Annotated in this window: 22 protein-coding genes and 1 tRNA gene; 11 read left to right on the top strand and 12 right to left on the bottom strand. The window is 55.6% G+C overall.

Annotated features, from left to right (window positions below):
- The first annotated feature begins 62 nt into the window (after positions 1 to 62).
- Together QZ869_RS09180 and QZ869_RS09185 are read left to right on the top strand one after the other, a co-directional pair.
- Positions 63 to 623: a dual specificity protein phosphatase family protein gene (locus QZ869_RS09180; RefSeq protein WP_296082801.1), complete on the top strand. Its 561-nt coding sequence runs from the start codon at positions 63 to 65 to the stop codon at positions 621 to 623.
- A 214-nt stretch (positions 624 to 837) separates the two neighbouring features.
- Positions 838 to 914, top strand: a tRNA-Pro gene (locus tag QZ869_RS09185).
- A 389-nt stretch (positions 915 to 1303) separates the two neighbouring features.
- Here QZ869_RS09185 and QZ869_RS09190 read toward each other — a convergent pair.
- The 3 genes from QZ869_RS09190 to QZ869_RS09200 all read right to left on the bottom strand — a co-directional run bounded on the left by QZ869_RS09190 (position 1304) and on the right by QZ869_RS09200 (position 3945).
- Positions 1304 to 1453, bottom strand: coding sequence for a hypothetical protein (locus QZ869_RS09190; protein WP_296082804.1), 150 nt, complete (start codon positions 1451 to 1453; stop codon positions 1304 to 1306).
- 93 nt (positions 1454 to 1546) lie between these two features.
- A complete protein-coding gene (locus QZ869_RS09195) occupies positions 1547 to 3088 on the bottom strand; it encodes an undecaprenyl-phosphate glucose phosphotransferase (RefSeq protein WP_296082806.1) in 1542 nt (513 codons plus the stop codon).
- A 284-nt stretch (positions 3089 to 3372) separates the two neighbouring features.
- On the bottom strand, positions 3373 to 3945 hold the full coding sequence (locus tag QZ869_RS09200) for a polysaccharide biosynthesis/export family protein (protein WP_296104169.1): 573 nt from the start codon (positions 3943 to 3945) through the stop codon (positions 3373 to 3375).
- 215 nt (positions 3946 to 4160) lie between these two features.
- Between QZ869_RS09200 and QZ869_RS09205 the strand changes: the two genes are divergently transcribed.
- Complete coding sequence (locus tag QZ869_RS09205) at positions 4161 to 4811, top strand: hypothetical protein (protein WP_296104172.1); 651 nt, start codon at positions 4161 to 4163, stop codon at positions 4809 to 4811.
- Positions 4812 to 4840: 29 nt separating this feature from the next.
- Here the strand turns inward: QZ869_RS09205 and QZ869_RS09210 are convergent, their stop codons facing one another.
- Positions 4841 to 5053: a DUF2842 domain-containing protein gene (locus QZ869_RS09210; protein ID WP_296020829.1), complete on the bottom strand. Its 213-nt coding sequence runs from the start codon at positions 5051 to 5053 to the stop codon at positions 4841 to 4843.
- Positions 5054 to 5283: 230 nt separating this feature from the next.
- Between QZ869_RS09210 and QZ869_RS09215 the strand changes: the two genes are divergently transcribed.
- Positions 5284 to 6402, top strand: a complete 1119-nt coding sequence (locus QZ869_RS09215) for a COX15/CtaA family protein (RefSeq protein ID WP_296104174.1) — start codon at positions 5284 to 5286, stop codon at positions 6400 to 6402.
- On the opposite strand, the gene QZ869_RS09220 is transcribed toward QZ869_RS09215, so the two are convergent.
- From QZ869_RS09220 to speB, 3 genes are all read right to left on the bottom strand, one after another.
- Complete coding sequence (locus QZ869_RS09220; RefSeq protein WP_296104176.1) at positions 6392 to 7267, bottom strand: aminoglycoside phosphotransferase family protein; 876 nt, start codon at positions 7265 to 7267, stop codon at positions 6392 to 6394. The two genes, QZ869_RS09215 and QZ869_RS09220, sit on opposite strands and share 11 nt — an antisense overlap.
- Entirely contained in the window at positions 7264 to 8190 is a 927-nt protein-coding gene (argC, locus tag QZ869_RS09225; RefSeq protein WP_296104179.1) for an N-acetyl-gamma-glutamyl-phosphate reductase, read from the bottom strand. The genes QZ869_RS09220 and argC overlap by 4 nt, the downstream gene beginning before the upstream one ends.
- A 70-nt stretch (positions 8191 to 8260) precedes the next feature.
- Complete coding sequence (gene speB, locus QZ869_RS09230) at positions 8261 to 9214, bottom strand: agmatinase (RefSeq protein ID WP_296104182.1); 954 nt, start codon at positions 9212 to 9214, stop codon at positions 8261 to 8263.
- 275 nt (positions 9215 to 9489) lie between these two features.
- Between speB and QZ869_RS09235 the strand changes: the two genes are divergently transcribed.
- Positions 9490 to 11445: an acyltransferase family protein gene (locus QZ869_RS09235; RefSeq protein ID WP_296104185.1), complete on the top strand. Its 1956-nt coding sequence runs from the start codon at positions 9490 to 9492 to the stop codon at positions 11443 to 11445.
- A 188-nt stretch (positions 11446 to 11633) separates the two neighbouring features.
- On the opposite strand, the gene rpsI is transcribed toward QZ869_RS09235, so the two are convergent.
- The 3 genes from rpsI to QZ869_RS09250 form a co-directional block, all read right to left on the bottom strand.
- Complete coding sequence (gene rpsI, locus QZ869_RS09240) at positions 11634 to 12101, bottom strand: 30S ribosomal protein S9 (RefSeq protein ID WP_296020842.1); 468 nt, start codon at positions 12099 to 12101, stop codon at positions 11634 to 11636.
- Positions 12102 to 12103: 2 nt separating this feature from the next.
- A complete protein-coding gene (gene rplM, locus QZ869_RS09245) occupies positions 12104 to 12568 on the bottom strand; it encodes a 50S ribosomal protein L13 (RefSeq protein ID WP_062425555.1) in 465 nt (154 codons plus the stop codon).
- A 250-nt stretch (positions 12569 to 12818) separates the two neighbouring features.
- Positions 12819 to 13655 (bottom strand): DMT family transporter, encoded by an 837-nt coding sequence (locus tag QZ869_RS09250; protein WP_296038198.1) that lies wholly within the window; start codon positions 13653 to 13655, stop codon positions 12819 to 12821.
- Positions 13656 to 14155: 500 nt separating this feature from the next.
- Between QZ869_RS09250 and QZ869_RS09255 the strand changes: the two genes are divergently transcribed.
- The 3 genes from QZ869_RS09255 to QZ869_RS09265 all read left to right on the top strand — a co-directional run bounded on the left by QZ869_RS09255 (position 14156) and on the right by QZ869_RS09265 (position 16361).
- Entirely contained in the window at positions 14156 to 14590 is a 435-nt protein-coding gene (locus QZ869_RS09255) for a CoA-binding protein (RefSeq protein WP_296082897.1), read from the top strand.
- 84 nt (positions 14591 to 14674) lie between these two features.
- Positions 14675 to 15958 (top strand): O-acetylhomoserine aminocarboxypropyltransferase, encoded by a 1284-nt coding sequence (locus QZ869_RS09260; protein WP_296104187.1) that lies wholly within the window; start codon positions 14675 to 14677, stop codon positions 15956 to 15958.
- 46 nt (positions 15959 to 16004) lie between these two features.
- Positions 16005 to 16361, top strand: a complete 357-nt coding sequence (locus QZ869_RS09265) for a cupin domain-containing protein (RefSeq protein ID WP_296038193.1) — start codon at positions 16005 to 16007, stop codon at positions 16359 to 16361.
- Positions 16362 to 16485: 124 nt separating this feature from the next.
- Here the strand turns inward: QZ869_RS09265 and QZ869_RS09270 are convergent, their stop codons facing one another.
- On the bottom strand, positions 16486 to 17733 hold the full coding sequence (locus QZ869_RS09270; protein WP_296104189.1) for a cytochrome P450: 1248 nt from the start codon (positions 17731 to 17733) through the stop codon (positions 16486 to 16488).
- A gap of 60 nt (positions 17734 to 17793) precedes the next feature.
- Positions 17794 to 19041 (bottom strand): GGDEF domain-containing protein, encoded by a 1248-nt coding sequence (locus QZ869_RS09275; protein WP_296104192.1) that lies wholly within the window; start codon positions 19039 to 19041, stop codon positions 17794 to 17796.
- 519 nt (positions 19042 to 19560) lie between these two features.
- Between QZ869_RS09275 and clpP the strand changes: the two genes are divergently transcribed.
- From clpP to lon, 3 genes are all read left to right on the top strand, one after another.
- Entirely contained in the window at positions 19561 to 20193 is a 633-nt protein-coding gene (gene clpP / locus QZ869_RS09280; RefSeq protein ID WP_296038185.1) for an ATP-dependent Clp endopeptidase proteolytic subunit ClpP, read from the top strand.
- A 357-nt stretch (positions 20194 to 20550) separates the two neighbouring features.
- Positions 20551 to 21828 (top strand): ATP-dependent Clp protease ATP-binding subunit ClpX, encoded by a 1278-nt coding sequence (gene clpX / locus QZ869_RS09285; protein WP_296038183.1) that lies wholly within the window; start codon positions 20551 to 20553, stop codon positions 21826 to 21828.
- Positions 21829 to 22338: 510 nt separating this feature from the next.
- Entirely contained in the window at positions 22339 to 24756 is a 2418-nt protein-coding gene (gene lon, locus QZ869_RS09290; protein WP_296038180.1) for an endopeptidase La, read from the top strand.
- Positions 24757 to 24841 lie beyond the last annotated feature (85 nt).

Here is a 24841-nt window from a genome sequence, read left to right on the forward strand (position 1 = left end):
TCATCTTGATGTCAGGCTGAGCCAATATCCATCGTCTCAACGACAGTAGAGCGATGGGCATCATGCGAAAAAAATTCAGAGCATTTTTCACCGTTTTCACGGTCCTTCTGCTCGCCTTTTTTGGCTATCTGGGATTTCTCCAACTGTCAGGGAATTTTCACGAGGTCTTGGCTGGAGAGCTGTATCGCTCTAACCAGCCTAGTGCCGAGCAATTGGCATCTTACGTCAAGGAGCACCATATCAAAACCGTCATCAATCTTAGGGGAAAGAATGACGGTTCGACCTGGTACAAAGACGAGATTTCCGAATCCAAGGCGCTTGGCATCAGTCACGTAGACTTTGCAATGTCCGCACGTGAGGCGCTCTCCATGGATAAGGCGGAAGCGCTTGTGGAGATCATGCGCTCTTCGCCCAAACCAATTCTTATCCATTGCAGATCTGGATCGGATCGTACGGGACTCGCTTCCGCTATCTATCTCGGCAAGATCGCCGGCATCAATCCGGAAACGGCCGAGAAGCAATTGTCGATCCGCTATGGCCACCTCGCGGTCCCGATCATCTCGCAAGCCTATCCAATGGATCAGAGTTGGGAGACGATCGAGACCCATCTGGCAACAATGTGACGCGTGGACGGGTCCCTGGCGAGCTCCATTGAGCCCGTAGGTGCAAGCTAATCAGGGGCGGACGACGCCAAGAAAGCGCTTGGACATTTTTACGGTTCACCTCGACGGGAAGGCGCGTCACGCGAGAATAAGCACAGTTCAGCCTTTTTGTCCGCAGCCGTTTATTTTTAGGGTTGCACGGAGCGCGCCTTCTATATAAACGCCTCTCTTGTGTCGGAGCGTAGCGCAGCCCGGTAGCGCACTTGACTGGGGGTCAAGGGGTCGCAGGTTCAAGTCCTGTCGCTCCGACCATTCACGAGGTTCTCCCCAAACCTCTTCTTTCGGCGAATTTCTTCAGTCCGTACCGGGCAATCGGAAGCGTATTTGGTGTGCTTCACATCTGGCGCCCATGTTGATTCGACGCACCTATCTCACTCGTGCAGTGCATGCTTCATTTTTGATTTTTCTAATGGAACGCCATGCCTTGCAGAGGGGTTAGTCCATCGTAACGAGATGACGCATCGGCTTCGATGCCTGGCAATTGCGAATGGAGAGAGAAATGAACAGTATTATTTACATCGTCGGTCTGGTCGTTGTGGTTGGGATGATTCTGTCCTTCGTAGGACTTGCGTGAAGCAGTCTATGCTGCAAAGTGCAAAATGCGCAGCTCCCTAAGGGCTGCGCTTTCCACATCTGGCTTATTAGTTTTCCTGCACTGAAACGCCATTTGGACCGATATTCATTTCGATACCCTTCGGCTTGCTTTCTTCATGCCAGACATAAATGCCCAAGGCTGCTACTGCCACAAACAGTGCGCCGATGATGAGATAAAGATTGTTGGTTCGCGTCATTCGGATTTCCCCTGAAAGTTAAGATTTACAGCGCTTTAACGCCCAAAATCCCTGAGAGTTCCAAGGGGTAAGCGGTATCATAATATTGGTCGTTCAGTAGGCGTTATCAGACTTCAACAAGCGAATCGGCGTTAGAAACAGAATTTTGAGGTCGAGCAGGAGGGACCAGTTTTCGATATAGTACAGATCGAAGGCGGTCCGCTGTTTTATCTTGTCACTATTGTCGATCTCTCCCCGCCATCCATTGATTTGAGCCCACCCGGTCACGCCCGGCTTGACTTTATGGCGAGCAAAGTAATGTTCGACGACTTCGGTATATTTCAGATCGCCCGTCTGCGCGTGAACGGCGTGCGGACGCGGGCCCACCAGAGACAAATCGCCTGCTAAAACATTGAAGAACTGTGGCAACTCGTCGAGCGATGATTTGCGAAGAAAACGACCAACTGGCGTGACACGTGGGTCGTTTCTCGTCACGGCCTTCACGGCGCTGGGGTCGCTCATTTCCGTATACATGGAACGGAATTTCCAGACATTGATCGTTTCGTTATTGAAACCATGTCGTTTCTGCTTGAACAAAATCGGACCCTTGGACGTGCTCTTGACGGCGATGGCCGCGCCGATCATCACCGGCCAGAGGAGCGAGAGCGCGATCAGGCTGAAGAAGATATCGAAGATTCGTTTCGCCACCCCATCCCAGTCCCGAAGCGGTTTATCCATCACGTCGAGCATAGGCACGCCGCCATCGCGCGAATAGGAGCGGGGGCGAAAACGGAGTTTATGGGCGTGGGCGGCGACGCGAATATCCACCGGCAAGACCCAGAGCTTGCGGATGAGGTCGAGGATACGAGCTTCCGCGCTCAGCGGCAGTGAGATGATCAGCATATCGAGCTTGGTCAACCGCGCGAACTCCACAAGTTCGGCGAAGGTTCCAAGTTTTGGATAACCTGCCACAATATCGGGCGAGCGGTCGCCCTTGCGGTCGTCGAAAATACCGCAGATCCGGATGTCGTTGTCATGCTGTTCAAGGGAGCGGATAAGGTCTTTCGCTGCCTGTCCACCTCCCACGATGACAGCACGGCGTTCCATCACGCCGTTACGACCCCAGTGGCGGATGGCAATGCCAACGATCACTCGCTCCAGCAAAAGAAAGCCTGAGCCCGCAGCAGCCCAAAGTGCTAAGTCTTGCCAAGTATATACGCCGTTATCCAGAAGAAGGCGTACGGCAATGCCGGTAATGGCGCAAGAAGCAAGGAACGACCCTAATATGCGTCCGATCATCGCCAGCGGGCGGCGAAGCGATGGAAGCTGATAGGTATCTGTGACCTGAAGCAGGAGGGCGCACAAGCCGGCATTGAAGAGGCAGGCAACAGCAATGGCCAGATGAGTGAGCGCGCCGCCAGCGACATCAATGCCATTGAGAGCGAGTGAAATAACGGATAGGCTCGCGAACTCGAAAAGGCGGAGCTGCCCTATGATCATGTTTGGAGAGTGGCTGGTGCTGCGCAGCTGATTGGCGACCTGTCGGGCGAGTGGATTAAGGCTTGGGGCCTCGTCCTGGCTCTTGGCTACTGCTGCAAGTTGCCGATGCAAGGCATCGAGCTCGGAGTTGCGACCGTCTCCTGCGGAGTTGCCCATAGACCTATCCCACTTTTCTTTGGTGGTATGAATAAGTCATCGATACTAAAAGAAGCGTTGACGATGTTCACATTAGAAATTGCTTTTTTACCCTCATTTCAGGGGCAGGTCGACAAGAATTGCCGCGCTTCGGCGCAATAGAGGGGGCGGGATACGCAATACCTGTTTACCCGCAACTGTGAACAGAGCTTGAGGTCGCTGGTTTGACGCTCATCGCTTCTGTCGCTGAACTTGAAAATCCGGTTATCTGCGATCAAGCAGGGTGTTGGTGATGGGAAGCTTCATCAAAAGAAACGTTCCCGAACATAGATCGTGTCGCCCCCGAGAACAGGCGCGGTGATAATAACGCGGCCGGTCGTGACATCGGCATTGAGCTTACGCGTCACATCGACGTCTCGCTGATTGGCACGCGAAGTGAATCCCCCTGCGATTGCAATGGCGTTTTGGATGGTCATGCCGGGCACGTAAGAATACTGCCCCGGCCGGCCGACTTCGCCCATCACGAAGATAGGCCGGTAACGGTCGACTTCGATGCTGACATCGGGATTGCGTAGATAACCCTTGCGAAGCTGTTGGGCGAGTGCTGCTTCGACCTGTTTGGCAGTTCTGCCACGGGCTGGAATTTGGCCCACAAGTGGGAAGGCAATGTAGCCGGCCTGATCGACAGTGTAAGTGTTGGTCAGGCCAGCCTGATCGAAAACCGTAACGCGCAGGCGGTCTCCGCTATCCAGCCGGTATGGCTGCAAGGCAACTGCATTTATCGCGGCCGGTGCCGGTTGATACGCAGCACAGCCTGCCAGCGTTGACGCTGCGGTGATGGCAAAAGCCGATATCAGACGTGGGATAGCGAAACTCATTCGCAATCGGGCTCCGGAACATTTCGTGCCCTCACTTATCCGTTCGTTATGGTTAATGCCCGGTAAAGAAATATGTTCTGCGAATAATTTCACTGAATAGGGTATCATAAGCCAGAGAGGCAGGACGCTTAACCGTTGCGTTACCGCATGAGAATTAGAGTGAGGAGGCGGCGATCAATCGAGTCACGCCGCCGCAAATACGGAACGCAAGAGCCATGAACGCCAATGACAACGCCACCGAAGCTGAGGACGATCTGGATGCTATCTCGGCGCCAAGCGGTCTTCCTGTCGCCTATGTGGCCGATCTCCTCGTTATGACCGGTGCAAAGCCTGTGACGGTCGTGGCCTCTCCAAGCGGTGCAGAGGGGTCTACGGCAACTGTGATGCTGGCAAGGGCGATCGCGGAACTGGCGCGCTCTGTCGTAGTGGTGGATATGACGGCATCCGGTGCTCCATCGCGGTTGATGGCTTCGGACGAGAAACTGCCTGGCATCATGGATTTGTTAACTGGCGACGCCGCCTTCGGAGAAACGATCCATCGAGATCGACTTTCCACCGCGCATATCGTACCAAGGGGTATTGGTTCCGGCCAGCGCGTAAGCGGAATTCTCGAACGGCTGGTAATGATCCTGGGCGCATTGTCGGGAAGCTACGATACTGTCTTGCTGGAGTTCGGCGCGGCCGATCCTGGAGAAATTTCCCGCATACTCAAATATGTCGAGGCGGATGTGGTCGTTTCCGTGCCGGATGGCGACCCTACGGTCCTTCGCGATGCCGCTTCCGCTTTTCAAAAAAGTGGTCATAGCCAGATCATCGCAATGATATCCTCACCGCGCGACAGGCAAAGTCCCAAGACTCTGGTATAACGCCTAATTGACGTGAGGGAGAGTAGCACTCACTTCTGCCGCTTCGGCCCCGCCATCCATTTGATGATGAGCATCGCAGGCAAGATCCACAGCAGGCCGGATAGAACGAAATAGCCGAGGTGAACCCACCAGGGATGGTTGGCAAGCATGGCGGAGGCAAAAGCCGTTGCGACGATGGCATAAGTCACCACCAGCAGAATGATAACGATTGTGCCGATGAATGATCTGAGGCGGGGATGCATGCCATATTCCGTCGCTGACTCGTACTGTCCCTCTATAGCAGCCGCGACCGGATGCCGCAAAGGCACCCCCCTTGTTTTGCCCTGCGGGTTGAGGCAAACCAAGCAGATAAGCTGCGGCCCGAGAACCGGAATCGCTTTTCGGAAAGCGCGATGCGTCGATTCGAAGAGTTAGAGCTTCCTTTTTGCGTATTGAGAACGCACGGCGCTCTAGGCAATTGTGGAGTTCAGGAATGCGATCCGAAACGATGGCGAAGGGTCATGCCTCTGTCGAGCAACGGGTGGAAACAGCTTTGCATCGGCAAGAGAACAATCGCAGACTTCTGCGAATTTGGCTGCGCGTTGTGCTGTTCACGCTATTCTGTCTCGTGCTGGTGGGGGGCGCAACCCGCCTGACAGAGTCTGGCTTGTCGATCACGGAATGGAAGCCTATCCACGGCGCAATCCCACCCCTATCGGTCGCGGAGTGGGAAGAAGAATTTCAGCTCTACAAGCGTATTCCGCAATATCAGGAAATCAATCGTGGCATGTCGCTGGATGAGTTCAAGACGATCTTCTGGTGGGAGTGGGCGCATCGTCTTCTTGCGCGGACCATCGGGCTGATCTTCGCCCTGCCGCTCGCCTATTTCTGGCTCACGGGCCGGATCGAGAAGCGGTTGCGCCTGCCATTGCTGGGACTTCTGGCACTTGGCGGCTTCCAGGGTTTCGTTGGCTGGTGGATGGTGTCCTCAGGCCTCGTCAACCGCACGGATGTATCGCAATACCGTCTTGCAACGCATTTGACGATTGCCTGCCTGATTTTCGCGGGCTGCATGTGGATATTGCGGGGGCTGTCGCGCCATTCAGCGGATGCATCGAATGAGCGCACGGGCAGGGGGTTTGCAGCGCTGCTTACGGTCCTCTGTCTCTTTCAGATCTATCTCGGTGCGCTGGTGGCAGGTCTTAATGCCGGCCTTTCCTACAATACGTGGCCGCTGATGGATGGCTCCATCGTTCCAGGCGATCTTTTCATCCAGCAGCCCTGGTGGATCAATCTGTTCGAAAACCCGAAGACTGTACAGTTCGTTCATCGCCTCGGCGCATACACCCTGTTCGCCGCAACGCTCTGGCACATGGTGAGCCTCTGCCGCGCTTTGCCAGGCACACCGCACGCGCGACGCTCTGTGCTGTTTTTCCTGCTAGTCTGCGTTCAGGCGGCGCTCGGAATCACCACGCTACTCACCCATGTGGATATTCATGTTGCGCTGGCGCATCAGGGCATGGCGCTTATCGTACTCGCTTTTGCAATTGCGCATTGGCGCGGCTTTATCGGAGAATATCCTGCAGCCGTTGCTGCAGAGGTCAGGCGCTGAAGTTCGGCAAAAGGTCTCGGGCGACCGTCAGGAAGGCAAGTCGCTCGCGTGCATTAACGCTATCGTCTAAGGCGCCGCCGTCCTCAAGAGACCAGCAGACGGACAGTCCTGCATGTGCGATGGCGTAGCGAAGGATCTTCTCTCTCGTGCAGTTCAGCGTATCCGCGAAAATGGTGCAGAGTGTCGTTATCCGGTATGGATCGATGATGTCCGGCAGGGCGTTGAGCGGGTTTCCGAAGATATTTGCCACATCATAGGCTGGGTCGCCAAGCAAACCTTGCGGATCGATGGCCAGCCAGCCGCGGGTGCCGCCACTCACGATATTATCGTGATGCAGATCGCCATGAAGGGGCTTTACGTCTTTTTGGCTCGCCAAAAGTTGACGGGCAATCTCCGCACAGTACCTCAAGGGCTCACGGAGTCGCTCATCTGTCTCTGTTTCAGCGCGGGAGAGCAGAGAGCGGAAATGCCGCTCAAGCGGTGTCAAACCCACAACTTCTGCCCGCCCTGACCCGTGGAGCGTTTGCAGAACGCTAACGATGACGACGTTCGCGGCTTCTTCGCCATAGTGGAGGCGATGAGCGCGAAGCGTCAGATCGCCTGCGTCTTCGAGCAGGCACGCTGTTCCGCTTCGTTGCAAAAGGCGTACGGCACCTTGTCCATTGCGCCATTTCAGAAATGTCATGCCGGGGAGTTCGCCAAGCCCACGCGGCTTCAGGCGCTTCAATATGGCCGACGAGCCATCCGCCAGGGTGGCGCGGTGAACGATGCTGCTTTCGGTATCCGCAATCAAAGAAGCGGTGGAAATGCTCCACCGCCCTGCGATCTCTTCCGGGATATCTAAGGAGACGAACTCCGCACTCATGCCGAGAGCATCAGTTCCATGTTTTGCACTGCCGCGCCCGACGCACCCTTGCCGAGATTATCCAGAACCGCGACGAGATTGATGTGTTCGGACGTGCCAAAGACATAGAGCTTCATCGTATCCTGATTGACCAGTTCTTCGGCGTCGATGCGCGTCATCAACCGGCTTTCTTCAAGTGGCACGACCTCCACGATATGCTGACCGGCATAGTGCGCGGTGAGCGCGGAGTGCACGGTTTCGACGCTCGAGCCTTCATTCAGATCGGTCGTAAACAGCGGAACCTGAACGATCATGCCTTGTGGAAAACGACCAACGGATGGCGAGAAAAGCGGCGCGCGGTCGAGAAGACCGTGGTTCTTCATCTCCGGTACGTGCTTGTGCTTCAACGTCAGACCGTAGGCGAAATTGTTGGCGCTGATCGCGTCGTCACGGCTCTGATCTTCCATCTGTGCGATCATCTGCTTGCCGCCGCCCGTGTAACCGGAAACGGCGTTGACACTCACAGGGTAGCCATCCGGCAAGATGCCTGCTGCGCGCAAGGGACGAATGAGGCCGATGGCGCCGGTGGGATAGCAGCCAGGATTGGCAACGAAGCGGGCAGACCGCACCTTCTCAGCCTGATGCTTGTCCATTTCGGCAAAGCCATACGCCCAGTCAGGATGGATACGGAAGGCCGTCGAGGTATCGATGATCCGGACCTTGTTGTTTCCGGAAACCATGGAAACAGCCTCCCTGGATGCATCGTCCGGCAGGCAGAGGATCGAGATGTCGGCGCTGTTCAGCATGTCCTCGCGCATCGATGCATTGCGGCGCTCGGCCTCGGGAATGGACAGCAGTTCGATATCGCGACGATCGGCCAGACGCGTGCGTATTTGCAAGCCTGTGGTGCCGTGTTCGCCATCGATGAAGATCTTCGCTGCCATGTCTTTAACCTTGTATTTTCAATATATTATGTGCTTTTTCGGACTCGATTTGTAAGCGAGTGAAGGGACTTCAATCGGATTTCGCCAGTCGCTCAGCACGCAGCCCTAGCATATACATCGCAACCGTTGCCCCGGCAATGGCAGTCACATCGGCATGGTCGTAGGCGGGCGCCACTTCGACGACATCCGACCCCCGAATGTCGAGTTGTCCAAGACCGCGCAGGATGGAGAGGATTTTTGCACTCGATGGTCCACCTGCGACTGGGGTTCCGGTGCCGGGCGCGAAGGCCGGGTCCAGGCAGTCGATATCGAATGTGAGGTAGGCCGGCAGCCCGCCCACATGCTTAACGACCAGTGAAGCAATTTCACTGGCGCGCATCTCCTCAACCTCGTAGCCGAAGAGAATCTTAATGCCGCAATCTTCAGGCGCATGGGTGCGGATGCCGATCTGAATGGAGCGAGTCGGATCGATCAGTCCATCGCGAACGGCGCGTACGACGAAAGAGCCATGATCGATGCGCTTGCCATCGTCGAACCATGTATCCTGATGCGCGTCGAACTGTACGAGCGCCAGCGGACCATGTTTTGCGACATGCGCTTTCAGGAGCGGCCATGTAATGAAATGATCGCCTCCAAGCGTCAGCAGATAATCGCTATTGGCAATAATCTTGCGCGCTTCGCGTTCGATCGTTTCAGGCGTCTGCCAATGATGGCCGTAATCCAGGAGGCAATCGCCATAGTCGACCGTCGGCATGTTTTCGAAAAGATCGCGGGCAAACGGGTATTGCGGATCATTGTCGAAGATTGCCGATGCACGACGGATTGCTTGCGGCCCGAAACGTGCGCCCGGCCGATTGGAAGTCGCAGCGTCAAAAGGAATGCCCCACACCACGGTGGCAGCGCCGTCGAGATTTTTGCTGTAGCGGCGTCGCATGAAGGACAGCGCGCCCGCATGAGTGGGATCGGTGGCTGCCGACGTCAGAGAGGACGAGGTGAAAGCGTGATCGATGCTTTTTGCGGACATTGCTCACTCCTTCAGTCGAACTTTTACGGCTTTTCAATATCGCATTAAGCTGTTCGCGATAAGATACGCTCATGGTAAACACGTCGTAAATAAAGCATGTGTATCGTGGTTAGCCTCTTCGTCATGCTCGCAACAGTCTGATCGAACGCATTTCCAGCAGAGCCACGCTTTTGGCGGAACACGGTGTGGTGCTCCAAGCTGCGTTACAGCCGAAACTGGCAGCAGCGTCGTCCATTCTCAAGGTCTCAGCTTAAGCAACGTTACATGTGGTTTTTATGACTTATCGACCCGAAATTGACGGTCTGCGTGCCTTGGGATTGCTGGCCGTCATTTTTGCCCATGCGGGGTTCGCAGTATTTGACGGCGGATATATCGGTGTCGATATCTTCCTGGTCATCAGCGGTTACTTGATCACCGGCGTCATATTGCGTGAATATGCTGAAGGGCGGTTTTCGGTAGGCCGTTTTTATGCGCGACGTGTACGCCGCATTCTCCCAGCGCTTTTTTTCGTCCTCCTATGCACGATCCCTTTTGCATGGATATGGATGCTGCCCGATGCCTATGAGCGGTTTTCCAAGAGCCTGATCGCATCGACGCTTTCTCTCTCAAATGTCTATTTCATGAAAAGTACGGGCTACTTTTCTCCTGAGACGACGGAAATACCGCTACTCCACACATGGAGTCTCGGTTTGGAAGAGCAGTTCTATTTGCTTTTTCCGCTGCTGTTTCTTTTGCGCCTCAAAATCAAAACGATCTTTTCCGTCGTGCTTGGCGTTGCTGTCGCCAGCCTGTTGCTCAGTGAAGTCGGCGCGCGCTACTTCCCGCTTGCCAATTACTATCTGTTGCCGACCCGCGTTTGGGAAATTCTCCTCGGTTCGCTATGCGCGTTCTGGGTGTTCGGAAAGGAGAGGGCAGCGAACGACGTCTTCGCCGGGGCAGGACTACTGGTCGTACTGGCGTCGATCCTATTGTTCGATTCAGCGGTTGATGTTCCGTCGATCGTCGCTTTGCTTCCTACAGGCGGCACTGCGCTCATCCTCATATTCTCCTCGCGTACTTGCATCGTCGGCCGTCTGCTCTCCATGTCACCACTTGTATGGCTCGGTCGGATCAGTTTCAGCGCCTACCTCTGGCATCAACCCGTCTTCGCGTTCTGGCGCATCAGGAGCCCGGAGCCGCCATCGACAATGGTTATGTGCGCCCTGATCGCTCTGATTCTTCTGCTTTCGGCCTTGAGCTGGTATCTCGTCGAACAGCCTTTTCGTGGCCAGCGAGTCCGGTTCGCGCGGTTGGGGTGGACAGCGTCCATGCTTGCCGCAGGGCTTGTGGGTTTCGGCGCATGGGGAGATTTGAAGGAGGGACTGCCGTCCAGGCTTCCCAAAAATATCACGCAGTTCGTCGAACGCACGACTTGGAACGAGAACTGTCTTTTTCAGCGGGAAGATGGGCTTCCACCCCTGCCCAGTATGGAGTGCATGTTCAATATCCGCAGCGGCCGTACGATCGCGGTCTGGGGCGATTCCATTGCTTCTTCGATTTCCCCAGCTCTGGTTGAGGAGTTCAAGCACCGGAACATCGGCACGGTGCAATTGACGCATGGGTATTGCGCTCCGATCCTCGGGGTCTGGACGGCAAGAGACAAAGGAGCTGCCAATTGCGAGGAGTTCAATCGGCGTGCCATGGATTATCTCGCAGCCAGTAATGTCGAAACGGTCATCCTAGCGGCATCCTGGGTCAGCTTTCTCAATTCACCCTACCTGCAAGTCGATAAAGAGACCTATTCCGACGCAGATGTTCCCCTGAGCGCTGTGTCGGATAATTTCCGCGAGACAGTTCAGAGGCTCGAGGCGACCGGAAAACAGGTTCTCGTGGTTTATCCGGGTCCGCGCTTCGATAAGCCCCTGGTAGATGTGATGGCTTCAAGCATGCTGAGGGGAGATCCAGCCCCCAGCTTCATAATTTCGAAATCCGATTTCGAGGCAAACACCGCTCGCGCTTACGGCGTTTTGAATGCCGCCTTGCCTGCGGAGGTGACGAAGATACTGCCCGAGCAGATATTCTGCGATCCGGCATCGATCGCTGGCTGCTCCTTTGGCATGGATGGCGTCGCTTACATCGCCGACAGAGGCCACTATACAAGGGCAGGGGCGGAGCGGATTGCGGCTGCAGTCGCGGACGATCTTTTCGGCGCCGATGGAATAACCGGCTCCATACCGCTGCCGCTAAACTAAAACGCTGCAACCCCGTAGGCGCACACAGGATGGCGCCTTGTACGCTTCGAAACGTGATCTAGAAGATCGTGCCGATTGTCAGACTATGCTGTAAGAGGTCATCCAACCGCGAAATGCAGCAAGACCTGCAAAACAAAAAGGCGGAGCCGAAGCGCCGCCTTTTTGATTTTCGTGTATTCCAGAAGCGATTAGCGCTTGGAGAACTGGAAGCTGCGGCGAGCCTTGGCCTTACCGTACTTCTTACGTTCAACAACGCGGCTGTCGCGGGTCAGGAAGCCACCCTTCTTCAGAACAGAGCGCAGGCCCGGTTCGAAGTAGGTGAGAGCCTTGGACAAGCCGTGGCGAACCGCACCGGCCTGACCGGAGAGACCACCACCTGCAACGGTCGCAACGATGTCGAACTGACCCGTGCGCGCTGCTGCAACGATCGGCTGCTGCAGGATCATCTGCAGAACCGGACGTGCGAAGTAGGCGGTGAAATCACGGCCGTTGATGATGATCTTGCCGGAACCAGCCTTGACCCATACGCGGGCAACGGCGTTCTTGCGCTTGCCGGTCGCATAGGAGCGACCGAGAGTGTCAACCTTGCGGACGTGTACGGGAGCCGAAGCTTCCGATGCCGGGGCGAGGTCTTTCAGGGAGGAAAGATCGGCCATTATCAGGCGCTCCTTACGTTCTTCTTGTTCAGCGATGCAACGTCGAGAGCGACTGGCTGCTGTGCTTCGTGCGGGTGGTTCGAACCAGCGTAAACGCGGAGGTTCTTCATCTGGCGACGACCGAGAGGACCACGCGGGATCATGCGCTCGACAGCCTTTTCAACGACGCGCTCCGGGAAGCGACCTTCGATGATCTGGCGAGCCGTACGCTCCTTGATGCCACCCGGGTAACCGGTGTGCCAGTAGTACTTCTTGTCGGAATACTTCTTGCCGGTGAAGACAACCTTTTCCGCGTTGATGATGATGACATTGTCGCCGTCATCCACGTGGGGGGTGTAGGTTGCCTTGTGCTTGCCGCGCAGGCGGGTAGCAACGAGGGTGGCGAGACGACCAACAACGAGGCCTTCGGCGTCGATGATGACCCACTTCTTCTCCACCTCAGCGGGCTTCTGAACGAAAGTAGACATTTTTTTCACTTTCTTTTGGACCCGTCATCCTGCTGTTGCCAGGCGAGATGCGGGCGTTTCTTGTTGCTTGATTTGGCCGCATTTGCGCGTGCCGGAAGACATGTATTCCATGAGAATTCAGTCTGGCGCGCTTATAGGCGGTCGGCTGATAACCGTCAACAGGTGCAAAAAAGCTGACTTCAAAAATAGTCATTAAAAATCAGTTAGTTGTATGTGTGGTTTTATGATACCACACAAAATAGTGGCAATTTCAGCCGAGCCTCATGATCAGAACACCAGATGCGATGACGCCGCCTGCGACATAGCGCCAGACGCTGGCCTTTTCTTTCAGAAGGAAAACCGAGATCACGATGGCAAAAAGGATGGATGTTTCGCGCAATGCTGCCACCACGGCCACCGGTGCCTTTGTCATAGCCCAGAGTGCAAGGCCGTAGGACAAAATAGAGCCGCCGCCTCCGGCAAGACCGCGCCACCAATTGCGTCTCACATGCTGCATGACAGGCAGATAGCCACGTTGGTAAAAGGCATATGAGAACAGGAGGAGGGGCGGCAGCAGGGACATCCACAGCGTGTAGGATATGGCGTTGCCGGATCGGCGCGCGCCCACGCCATCGACAAATGTGTAACCAGCGATCACCACTGCATTTGCCAGTGCCAGCAGGATCGCCTTTCGGCCTCCACGTCGCGCTTCGAAGGCGAGCGTCAGAATTCCCGCGGAAATGACGGCAATCCCTATAAAGGCTGGAGTACTAAGCCGCTCATCAAGAAACAGACTACTACTGGCGGCCACGATCAGCGGCGCGACGCCACGCATGACCGGATAGACGAGACCAATATCGCCAACGGTGTAGGCGGCTGCCACAAGTCGAAAATAGGCGAACTGTAGAAATGCCGAGGCAACCAGAAACGGAACGGCGACAAATCCAGGCAGGGGTAGAAAAGGCAGAAAGGGAACGCAGCAGATCGCCGCGCCTGCCGCAATCAAAGATGCATCAAGCGCCTTGTCGGAACCCGATTTCACGAGAGCGTTCCATGACGCATGCAGAAGCGCGCCAAGAAGGACTAGCAGCAGGACATCAAGCGACAAGGGCGACTCACGGAGCGTCTGAATGAAAGTGGAACTTTAGAGCATGACGCACAAAAGTGTTGGACGTTTTTACGGTGACTGCCTGCCTATCTTTATGTGCATACGCTGCGAGGCCGGATGATCATGCATTGTTTTTGATCGGCTGGCTCTGCGGCCAATATCCAACCTCAACACACAACCTATACAGGTGTAAGCGGCGTAATCGGGTGATGCCTTTGGAACTTTTTTCGCCTAATTAAGATTTTTACGTATCTCAAACGTTTCAGAATGGGATTTGTTATGGGAAAAACATAAATTACTAATGTAACTATAAGTAGCTGCTAAAATGCCTGTGAACGAAATTGGAACAAATGTGGTACGATTGGGCATTCCGATGGCTGCCGAATTAAAAGGCAACGTGTGATGCAAATTTGCGCAACGTTTTTGCTGGCAGAGAATCCATAAAGTGAGCCACCCTCCTGAGGGTATGGCCTCATGGTGTAAGATAGGAGACTAGCATGATGGATCACGAACACTACGCTGACGAAGACATTCGCCGGATTTTGATGGACGTCGAGACGATCGCGCTTGTCGGCGCTTCGCCCAATTCGGCGAGGCCTAGTTACGGGGTCATGTCGTTCCTTCTGTCAAAAGGCTACACGGTCTTACCGGTCAACCCGGGACAGGAGGGCAAGGAAATCCTTGGGCAGAAAGTATACGCCAAGCTTGCCGACATCCCAGTGCCGGTGGATATGGTCGACGTCTTCCGTGCTTCGGAGTATCTCTCTGGCGTTGTGGAGGAGGTGATCCACATGTCGCCCCGGCCCAAGGTTCTTTGGGCGCAATTGGGCGTGAAGGACCACGACGCCGCAGCCAAGGGCGAGCATTACGGCTTGGAAGTGATTATGGATCGGTGCCCTGCCATTGAGTATCCTCGTCTCAATATTGCGCGATAGTTAGGACAAGCGGCTCTTATCATTCGTGCTTGACGCGATATGATCCCCCCGTGCTTGTTTAAAAAAGACAGCTGGAGGGACACCATGTCAGATCATACGCCAGGCTTTTCCACCCTTGCCATTCATGCCGGGGCGCAGCCGGACCCGACCACCGGCGCGCGCGCCACTCCTATCTATCAGACTACTGCCTATGCGTTTCGCGATTCCGAACACGCCGCAGCCCTTTTCGGGCTGAAGGAGTTTGGAAACATCTATACCCGCATTATGAACCCCACCCAGGCGGTACTCGAAGAGCGTGTCGCCGCGCTCGAAGGCGGTACCGCTGCCCTTGCGGTGGCCTCCGGCCACGCGGCGCAATTGCTTGTCTTTCACACGCTTTTACAATCCGGTGACAATTTCATTGCCGCACGCCAACTCTATGGCGGCTCGATCAATCAGTTCGGGCATTCCTTCCAGAACTTCGGCTGGCAAGTGCGCTGGGCGGATGCCGCCGATCCGGTGAATTTTGAAAGTCAGATCGACGAGCGGACAAAGGCAATCTTTATCGAAAGTCTTGCCAATCCGGGCGGCACATTCGTCGATATCGCGGCTATTGCCGAGGTGGCGCACAGGCATGGCCTGCCGCTGATCGTCGACAATACCATGGCGAGCCCCTATCTCATTCGGCCGATCGAACACGGTGCCGATATCGTCGTTCATTCACTGACAAAATTTCTCGGCGGCCATGGTAACTCCATGGGCGGCATCATCGTCGATGGCGGGACGTTCGACTGGTCCGCATCCGATAAGTTTCCCGCCCTATCGCAGCCGCGTCCAGAATATTCGGGAGTCGTTCTGCATCAGACCTTCGGTAACTTTGCCTTTGCCATTGCCACCCGCGTTCTTGGCCTACGCGATCTAGGCCCGTCGATTTCGCCGTTCAATGCCTTCCTAATTCTCACCGGCATCGAAACCCTGCCGCTGCGCGTGCAGCGCCATTCGGACAATGCTCTGGCCGTGGCGCAATGGCTGAAAGCACATCCAAAGATTGGCTGGGTGCATTATGCGGGATTGGGCGATAGCGACAACCATGCTCTGCAACAACGCTATTCGCCGAAGGGCGCAGGCTCCGTATTCACTTTCGGTGTAAAGGGCGGCTACCAGGCGGGTAAATCCCTGGTGGAGGGATTGCAGCTCTTTTCGCATCTTGCCAATATCGGTGACACGCGCTCTCTGGTCATCCACCCCGCATCGACCACGCATGCTCAACTGACGCCGGAGCAACAGGTTGCAGCGGGCGCTGGTCCAGATGTCGTGCGCGTCTCTATCGGCATCGAGGATGTGAAGGACATCATCGCCGATCTGGAACAGTCGCTGGCCAAAATCTGACGACCATCAATCCCGATAGCAACGATCTGAAAGGACAAGATTGCTCATGGCCTTCACACTCGATTTCAAGCCGGACGGCGATCTTTCCAAGCTCCAGCCGGAGGAGGGCGCCCCAGCGCCCGACCGTCTGATTGCGGGCAATCCCAAATTCACCAGTTGGAATATGGAGGAGGCCGAAGGCGGCATTTACGCCGGCATCTGGCAATCCACTCCCGGCAAGTGGCGAGTGGAATATGACGAGTGGGAGTACTTCAATATTTTGGAGGGCCACTCCATTCTGACCGAGGATGGTGGACACGCCATCCACCTCAGAACTGGCGACCGCCAAATCATCCGCCCAGGCTTCAAGGGAACATGGGAAGTGGTGGAGACAACCCGCAAGGATTACGTAGTCCGGCTGTAAACGGCCAAGTAGTCAGAAGGCGAAGCGCAGGTGCTTTTAATCAAAGTGTACCAAAACGAAGGTTTTGATACACTTTCTTCGTCTTTAACTGCGCATAGCCCGAAGCTGCAAGGAACAGACCTGATCACCAAACCAAATCAAGCCTTTCAAGCCCGTGGAAGTGATAGACGTCCTTCACTGTTGGCTGGCTCGCAAGCTTCAGATCCGGCAGGCGTTGAAAGAGAAGTGGCAGAACGATATTCAGTTCCAGCCGCGCCAGTGGAGCGCCGATGCAGAAATGGATGCCTGCGCCGAAGGAGAGGTTTGGAGCCTCGGTTCGGTCAGGTTTGAAGGTCAGGGGATCGCTGAATTTCTGCGGATCGAGATTGGCGGCAGCGAGGATCAGGCTAACCTTGTCGCCTCGCTCGAACCGAACGCCATCGATTTCCACCGGCTCCAGAGCCCAACGCTGGAAGATATGGACCGGCGCGCCAATGCGAAGAGTTTCTTCAACGGTCCGCTCCGTCGTCTTTTCGTCGCTGAACAGCGAATGAGTGTCGAGGCCGCTTTCGAGGATAACGCGCACCGAATTACCGATCTGGTGCACTGTCGCCTCATGCCCGGCGTTCAGGAGCACGATGGTGGTGGAAACCAGCTCTTCGTCGGTCAGAAACTGGCCCTTATGCTCCGTATGGATCATATGGCTGAGCAGATCGTCCTTCGGCTCGGCGCGGCGTTCGGCAATGACACTGCGCACGTAATCAGCGAACTCCTTGGCGGCGTGGTCGGCAGCCACTTCGTCTTCAAGGCTGCGCTTGAACATATACATCCCGACATAGGCATGCGACCATTTGAGCAACTGTGGCCCCATCTCTTCCGGAATGCCGATCATCCTGGCAATCATCGTCACGGGAATGATGTCGGCGAAGGAGGAGAGCAATTCTGTCTGCCCGTCCGTCGCAAAGCGGTCGATCAAACCATGCGCCAAAGCCTCAATTTCCGGCTTCATCTTCTCCACATGGCGGGACACGAAGGCGCGATTGACGAGTGTACGAAGACGGGTGTGTTCTGGAGGCTCGATCTCGAGCAGCGAATGGCGCTCAGCGGCATCGAAGTGGCGGGTATGATCAAGCGGTGCAGGTAATCCCAGCTCTTCGCGTGTGGCGATGTGCAGGATCTGACGCCCGAAGCGGCGATCACGCAAAAGCGCATTGACGTGATCATAGCCGGTAAAGAACCACTGCTTCTGCTCCTCCCAGTAGAAGGTCGGACAGTGTGCGTGCAAGAGCGCGTAAGTCGCGTTCGGATTGCCATAGAACGCCGGGTCGCGGGCGTCGAGCGATACGGTGCGTTCCTGAGGATCGATGCGGAGAAAATCGGGCATGGTGTTCATGCCCGACATCTATCGGAAACCTGTCTTCGTTGAAAGGGACTTGGAAGGCCAGGAATCGGGTCAATGACTGCCGATTGCTGCAATACGATTGAGCGCAGCCACCTGCCGGTCCGCATTGTTGTCATGCGGGTTCTCGCCCCGGTCCTCGGCCGGAAGTACGACGTTGGCCAGGCCATCATAAAAGACGGTCCTGTTACGGCCCGCGGACTTTGCAGCATAAAGGGCGCGGTCGGACATCTTCAGCATCAAATCAAGATCTGCCTCAGTCACCGGCATTGAATGAACACCGATGCTGACGGTCGAATGAAAACTCTCTTCGCTGCCGTTGGTGGAAAGACGCGAGAAATACATGCGAACGCCATCAACGATCCGCAACGCTGCGGTGATGTCATCATGCGGCAAAAGATAAGCGAACTCTTCTCCGCCCATACGCACAAATGTCCCTTTGCCGCCAATGATACGGTTGACGAGATCGCAGAACTGCACCAGCACCTCGTCGCCGCACTGGTGGCCGTGGCGGTCGTTGATTTTCTTGAAATGATCTATATCGAATAGCGCGATCATGAGTTGCGAAGAACGATGTTCCGGTGCTTTTTTCACCGCCGGAAATGCTTCCATCAGGCCGCGCCGATTGAGGACACCTGTCAGATGGTCCGTGACGGCCAGCCGATGCAATCGTCTTTCGTTGTCTTCCATGAACATCTTCACGGCGATCATCATCAACACGACGAAGCTGAAAGCTGCGGAATATGCAACTGGGGCCGTCAAAGGCAGAGTCTGGCCGCTGAGCGCATTGAAAGGAATGATGAGCGCGGCGGTCAGGCCGCCCGAAAGCGCATGCAATACCAGAGCGACAGCAAAGACTTTTCGCGTGATGGTTATCGGCTGCTTGGAGGTCATCACGACGCCGGCGATTGTGATGTAGCCGATCCCGGCGCAGAAGTGATAGGCGAGCACGCGTGCCAGCATGTTCTCACGCACTGCCGGCAGGAACATGACGGCGAGCCAGAGCAGCGCCGGGATCGCAATCCACCCCTCAATCTTGCGTCGTTCCAGGCGTAACATGCCTGCCAGCCAAAAACCGAAAGCCGAAAGCGCAAGCAGGTTTCCGATCACGATTGTCACGAAATCCGGAAGTTGCCCCCTCTGGGCCACCAGGGCAGAGCCCAGGCCCACCGCCGCAAAGCCGCATGAGAAGAATAGATGGTGCTTCTTCGACGGCGCATGCAGCCAGAGCATGGCCAGAAGTGCGGCAAGGGTCGATGTTTCCAGCGACCAGATTAGCATGCCTGTTTGGGCTTGAAACACTGGGCAATCCTATGTGAATTTTCACGAGCATTCGGGTGAAAGACGGCTTCACCTGCGCTGCCCAACGTCTTGTTTATCCGCATTTCGATGCGTGATGTCGCCAGACACTCTTACTAGAAACGCGAGGGGCATCATCCCACCTGCTCATTGACGTTCCTAACGGACTCCGGGCAAGTGATGCGACTTCAACGTGTATTCCGAAGATATCTGAATTTCAACGCGAAATACTGTTCAGCCATTTATTCCTTACGTAACGTAAAGAATTTGTCACACTGCAGCTCCTTAACCGCTTGTTGACCAGTCTCGGACTCAAGCGTTGATGACATGATCTGACGACCGTTGGCAGGCTGGCGTCGGTGCGGTTTCATCTCTAAGTCGTTCGAAGAATTGTCCAGCCTATTAAGGATATCCGCGGCCTCAGTCTTGAAGTGCTGACCAAGGACACTCTATGTAATGAAATGAAGAAAAGTGATTCCGGGCGCGCGGAGCTTCCGGGCTAGAATTGGATAAAGGACGGACATGACAAATCCAGTTGATACCGCCATGGCTCTGGTGCCGATGGTCGTGGAGCAAACCAATCGCGGTGAGCGCTCCTATGACATCTACTCCCGTCTTCTCAAAGAGCGCATCATCTTCCTGACAGGTCCCGTCGAAGATCACATGGCGTCGCTCGTTTGCGCTCAGCTTCTGTTCCTCGAGGCCGAGAACCCGAAGAAGGAAATCGCTCTTTATATCAACTCCCCCGGCGGCGTCGTAACCGCCGGCATGGCGATCTACGATACGATGCAGTTCATTCGCCCTGCTGTCTCCACGCTCTGCGTCGGCCAAGCGGCCTCCATGGGCTCGTTGCTTTTGGCTGCTGGCGAAAAAGGCATGCGCTTCGCGACACCGAACGCCCGTATCATGGTTCACCAGCCGTCCGGCGGCTTCCAAGGTCAGGCATCCGATATCGAGCGCCACGCTCGCGATATCATCAAGATGAAGCGTCGCCTTAATGAAGTTTACGTGAAGCACACGGGCCGTACGCTGGAAGACGTTGAAAAGACGCTCGACCGCGACCACTTCATGGATGCCGAAGAAGCGAAGGATTGGGGCGTGATCGACAAGATCCTCACCTCTCGCCAGGAAATTGAAGGCGTTACCGCAAATTGATGTTGGCGTGAGTGTCTGCCGGTTTATGGTGGCGGATTGAATTCTGGGCTTTAAACCGGCAAATAAAGCGCTAATAGTACATATTAAGGCTATGTTGAATTTTTATGACGTAGTCTGAACCAAGCTCTTCCGTAGGCCGTAATGCTGTGAGGGAGAGCAGCGAAGATATACCGGAGCATGGCTGTTCCGGGGTTTTAAGGGGAATTCGTTGCCGCCGTTCGTCAGCTCATGTATCTGATACGGCTAGTACCCCGGGAACGAAGCGGATGCGAAGGCCGAAGACGGCGTCGCATTTGCAGGCGGTAAGTTGACCGCGATCCGCTTTGCGGACCTGCGGCGTGCTGGAAGGAAAGAGATATGAGCAAAGTCAGCGGCAGCAACGGCGGCGACTCGAAAAATACACTCTATTGTTCATTCTGCGGCAAGAGCCAGCACGAAGTCCGGAAACTGATTGCCGGGCCGACCGTGTTCATCTGCGATGAATGCGTCGAATTGTGCATGGACATCATCCGCGAGGAGAACAAGAGCTCAATGGTGAAGTCGCGTGAGGGTGTTCCCACCCCGCAGGACATCATCAAGATCCTCGACGAATACGTCATCGGCCAGAAGCAGGCGAAAAAAATCCTCTCTGTGGCCGTTCACAATCACTACAAGCGCCTCGCGCACGCCTCCAAGAACGGCGATGTCGAACTGGCGAAATCGAACATCATGCTGGTCGGCCCGACGGGTTGCGGCAAGACCTATCTTGCCCAGACGCTCGCGCGCATCATCGATGTTCCCTTCACCATGGCGGACGCGACGACGTTGACCGAAGCCGGTTATGTCGGTGAAGACGTCGAAAACATCATTCTGAAGCTGCTCCAAGCTGCCGATTACAACGTCGAGCGCGCCCAGCGCGGTATCGTCTACATCGACGAAGTGGACAAGATTTCCCGCAAGTCGGACAATCCTTCCATCACTCGCGATGTATCGGGCGAGGGCGTGCAGCAAGCGCTTCTGAAGATCATGGAAGGCACGGTCGCATCCGTTCCACCGCAGGGCGGACGCAAGCATCCGCAGCAAGAATTCCTGCAGGTGGATACGACGAACATTCTCTTCATCTGCGGCGGGGCCTTTGCCGGTCTCGACAAGATCATCTCTGCCCGTGGCGAAAAGACCTCGATCGGCTTCGGCGCAACGGTCAAAGCCGAAGACGATCGCCGCGTTGGCGAAGTGCTGCGTGAACTTGAGCCGGAAGATCTGGTGAAGTTCGGTCTCATTCCGGAATTCATCGGTCGTCTGCCGGTGCTGGCAACGTTGGAAGATCTCGACGAGGATGCGCTGATCCAGATCCTGTCCGAGCCGAAGAACGCCTTGGTCAAGCAGTATCAGCGTCTGTTCGAGATGGAAGATGTCGAGCTGACCTTCCATGAAGACGCATTGCGCGAAATCGCTCGTAAGGCGATCACTCGCAAGACTGGTGCGCGCGGCCTGCGTTCCATCATGGAAAAGATCTTGCTCGATACAATGTTCGACCTTCCGACGTTGGAAGGTGTTCGAGAAGTGGTCATTTCGGATGAAGTTGTCAGCGGCCTTGCGCGCCCGCTCTACATCTATGCCGATCGTCAGGACGAAAAGGCGAATGTTTCGGCCTAATCGTCAAGCCGGACGCATTTGGAATTAAGAAGGCTCGCCATTGGCGGGCCTTTTTCTGCGTTGAGGTCTGCCGTGAAAATATCGGCAGGTTTTCCACAGTCTGTAAGACGCAACGCGAATTGCAGGTGGGGCAGGGATGCTGGAGGGGCTCGGCACTTCGTGCTTGATGAAGCGCAAATAACCGACCTATCTCCCGATTTTAAATTTGAAGAAAATTACGCTTTGCTGATAAGATGTTACGAGTCATTTTGTCTGATGGTGAATGTTCTCGCGAACATCGTGCATCAAACCCGCGCTCAAGGGGCCAGTGAGATGCGGGCTGTATAAGCGTTTTGGAGCCCGCGCGTTTGTTAAGCGCAACTTGTCCAAACATTCTAAGCGGGCTGTTGGTTCCCGTGACTTGAAAATGACGGTGCGAAACGCCACTTTCAGTCACGAATAAGAATATGCCGGAAACTTCCCAAGACGTCCGGCAAGCGTCCCTAACCGGGACCATGGAAAGGAAATGATATGACGAACATCACGTCTGCTGCATCTGGCGGTACCTATCCCGTACTCCCTCTGCGCGACATTGTCGTTTTCCCGCATATGATCGTTCCACTCTTCGTCGGACGCGAAAAATCTATCCGTGCGCTCGAGGAAGTCATGGGCTCCGACAGGCAGATCATGCTTGTGACCCAGATCAACGCCAGCGACGATGATCCCGATCCATCGGCCATTCATAAGGTCGGCACAGTGGCGAACGTTCTGCAGTTGCTGAAGCTGCCCGACGGCACCGTCAAGGTTCTGGTCGAGGGCAAGGGCCGCGCCAAGATCGACGATTACACTGGCCGAGAAGACTTCTACGAAGCGACGGCATCAATCCTGAGCGAACCGGATGAAGATCCTGTCGAAATCGAAGCTCTGTCGCGCTCTGTGGTGTCCGAATTCGAGAGCTACGTAAAGCTCAACAAGAAGATTTCCCCGGAAGTCGTTGGTGCTGCCGGACAAATTGACGATTACTCGAAACTCGCAGATACGGTCGCATCGCATCTCTCCATCAAGATTACCGAAAAGCAGGAAATGCTTGAGACGGTAAGCGTGAAGCAGCGTCTGGAAAAGGCTCTCGGCTTCATGGAAGGCGAGATTTCCGTTCTGCAGGTGGAGAAGCGTATCCGCTCGCGCGTCAAGCGCCAGATGGAAAAGACCCAGCGCGAATATTACCTCAACGAGCAGATGAAGGCGATCCAGAAGGAGCTCGGCGACGGCGAAGACGGCCGTGACGAGATGGCTGAACTGGAAGAGCGCATCGCCAAGACCAAGCTCTCCAAGGAGGCCAAGGAAAAGGCTGAGGCGGAGATGAAAAAGCTGCGCCAGATGAGCCCGATGTCGGCGGAAGCCACCGTCGTGCGAAACTATCTGGATTGGCTGCTTGGTCTGCCATGGGGTAAGAAGTCCAAGGTCAAGGTCGATTTGAACGCTGCCGAGCAGGTTCTGGATCTCGATCACTTCGGTCTCGATAAGGTCAAGGAACGCATCGTCGAATATCTGGCCGTGCAGGCCCGCGCGACGAAGATCCGCGGCCCGATCCTGTGCCTTGTTGGCCCTCCAGGCGTTGGTAAGACCTCGCTTGCAAAGTCCATCGCCAAGGCAACCGGCCGCGAATATGTTCGCATGGCGCTCGGTGGCGTTCGTGACGAAGCTGAGATCCGCGGTCATCGTAGGACCTATATCGGCTCCATGCCGGGCAAGATCGTCCAGTCGATGAAGAAGGCCAAGAAGGCAAACCCGCTCTTCCTGCTCGACGAAATCGACAAGATGGGCATGGATTTCCGTGGCGATCCGTCGTCGGCGCTGCTCGAGGTGCTGGATCCGGAACAGAACTCCACGTTCATGGACCACTACCTGGAAGTGGAATACGACCTGTCAGACGTCATGTTCGTGACGACCGCCAACACGCTCAATATTCCTGGCCCCCTGATGGACCGTATGGAAGTGATTCGTATTGCCGGCTACACGGAAGACGAAAAGCGCGAAATCGCCAAGCGGCACCTGCTGCCCAAGGCTATCAAGGAACATGCCCTGCGTCCGGAAGAATTTTCCGTGACGGATGGCGCGCTGATGGCCGTAATCCAGCAGTACACCCGCGAAGCCGGTGTCCGTAACTTCGAGCGTGAGCTGATGAAGCTTGCCCGCAAGGCCGTCACCGAGATCATCAAGGGCAAGACCAAGTCGGTCGAGGTCACGGCAGACAACATCCACGACTATCTGGGTGTGCCGCGCTTCCGCCATGGCGAGGCAGAGCGTGAGGATCAGGTTGGCGTGGTAACGGGTCTGGCCTGGACCGAGGTGGGTGGCGAGTTGCTCACCATCGAAGGCGTGATGATGCCGGGCAAGGGTCGTATGACCGTGACCGGTAACTTGAAGGAAGTGATGAAGGAATCCATCTCGGCGGCGGCATCCTATGTCCGTTCGCGTGCGGTCGATTTCGGCATCGAGCCTCCACGCTTCGACAAGAGCGACATCCACGTTCACGTGCCGGAAGGCGCGACGCCGAAGGATGGTCCGTCCGCAGGTGTCGCCATGGCAACGGCCATCGTCTCCATCATGACGGGTATTCCCGTCTCGAAGGATGTGGCGATGACCGGTGAGATCACGCTTCGTGGCCGTGTGCTGCCGATTGGTGGGTTGAAGGAAAAGCTGCTCGCAGCGCTTCGCGGCGGCATCAAGAAGGTGCTGATCCCGGAAGAGAACGCCAAGGATCTGGCGGACATTCCGGACAACGTGAAGAACGGTATGGAGATCATTCCGGTATCGCGCATGGGTGAGGTTCTGGAGCATGCTCTGACCCGCAAACCTGAGCCGATCGAGTGGGATGGAAGCATTGAGACGCCGGTCATTGCGACCGTTGAAGGTGTCGATGACGGCAGCCAGACCATCGCTCATTAAGATTTCGAGCGATCTATGGTGCTAAATTAGCACAGAACTTCTGGAAGGCCGGCAGAAATGCCGGCCTTTTTTGTGAAAAGATTAC

Origin of the sequence: uncultured Agrobacterium sp. (genome assembly GCF_913777885.1) — a bacterium.
Taxonomy (GTDB): domain Bacteria; phylum Pseudomonadota; class Alphaproteobacteria; order Rhizobiales; family Rhizobiaceae; genus Agrobacterium.

Excerpts from the sequence above, each read along its gene's own strand:
- QZ869_RS09180 (WP_296082801.1), top strand. The coding sequence starts at position 63 with ATGCGAAAAAAATTCAGAGCATTTTTCACCGTTTTCACGGTCCTTCTG.
- QZ869_RS09190 (WP_296082804.1), bottom strand. The coding sequence starts at position 1,453 with ATGACGCGAACCAACAATCTTTATCTCATCATCGGCGCACTGTTTGTG.
- QZ869_RS09195 (WP_296082806.1), bottom strand. The coding sequence starts at position 3,088 with ATGGGCAACTCCGCAGGAGACGGTCGCAACTCCGAGCTCGATGCCTTG.
- QZ869_RS09200 (WP_296104169.1), bottom strand. The coding sequence starts at position 3,945 with ATGAGTTTCGCTATCCCACGTCTGATATCGGCTTTTGCCATCACCGCA.
- QZ869_RS09205 (WP_296104172.1), top strand. The coding sequence starts at position 4,161 with ATGAACGCCAATGACAACGCCACCGAAGCTGAGGACGATCTGGATGCT.
- QZ869_RS09210 (WP_296020829.1), bottom strand. The coding sequence starts at position 5,053 with ATGCATCCCCGCCTCAGATCATTCATCGGCACAATCGTTATCATTCTG.
- QZ869_RS09215 (WP_296104174.1), top strand. The coding sequence starts at position 5,284 with ATGCGATCCGAAACGATGGCGAAGGGTCATGCCTCTGTCGAGCAACGG.
- QZ869_RS09220 (WP_296104176.1), bottom strand. The coding sequence starts at position 7,267 with ATGAGTGCGGAGTTCGTCTCCTTAGATATCCCGGAAGAGATCGCAGGG.
- argC (WP_296104179.1), bottom strand. The coding sequence starts at position 8,190 with ATGGCAGCGAAGATCTTCATCGATGGCGAACACGGCACCACAGGCTTG.
- speB (WP_296104182.1), bottom strand. The coding sequence starts at position 9,214 with ATGTCCGCAAAAAGCATCGATCACGCTTTCACCTCGTCCTCTCTGACG.
- QZ869_RS09235 (WP_296104185.1), top strand. The coding sequence starts at position 9,490 with ATGACTTATCGACCCGAAATTGACGGTCTGCGTGCCTTGGGATTGCTG.
- rpsI (WP_296020842.1), bottom strand. The coding sequence starts at position 12,101 with ATGGCCGATCTTTCCTCCCTGAAAGACCTCGCCCCGGCATCGGAAGCT.
- rplM (WP_062425555.1), bottom strand. The coding sequence starts at position 12,568 with ATGTCTACTTTCGTTCAGAAGCCCGCTGAGGTGGAGAAGAAGTGGGTC.
- QZ869_RS09255 (WP_296082897.1), top strand. The coding sequence starts at position 14,156 with ATGGATCACGAACACTACGCTGACGAAGACATTCGCCGGATTTTGATG.
- QZ869_RS09260 (WP_296104187.1), top strand. The coding sequence starts at position 14,675 with ATGTCAGATCATACGCCAGGCTTTTCCACCCTTGCCATTCATGCCGGG.
- QZ869_RS09265 (WP_296038193.1), top strand. The coding sequence starts at position 16,005 with ATGGCCTTCACACTCGATTTCAAGCCGGACGGCGATCTTTCCAAGCTC.
- QZ869_RS09270 (WP_296104189.1), bottom strand. The coding sequence starts at position 17,733 with ATGAACACCATGCCCGATTTTCTCCGCATCGATCCTCAGGAACGCACC.
- clpP (WP_296038185.1), top strand. The coding sequence starts at position 19,561 with ATGACAAATCCAGTTGATACCGCCATGGCTCTGGTGCCGATGGTCGTG.
- clpX (WP_296038183.1), top strand. The coding sequence starts at position 20,551 with ATGAGCAAAGTCAGCGGCAGCAACGGCGGCGACTCGAAAAATACACTC.
- lon (WP_296038180.1), top strand. The coding sequence starts at position 22,339 with ATGACGAACATCACGTCTGCTGCATCTGGCGGTACCTATCCCGTACTC.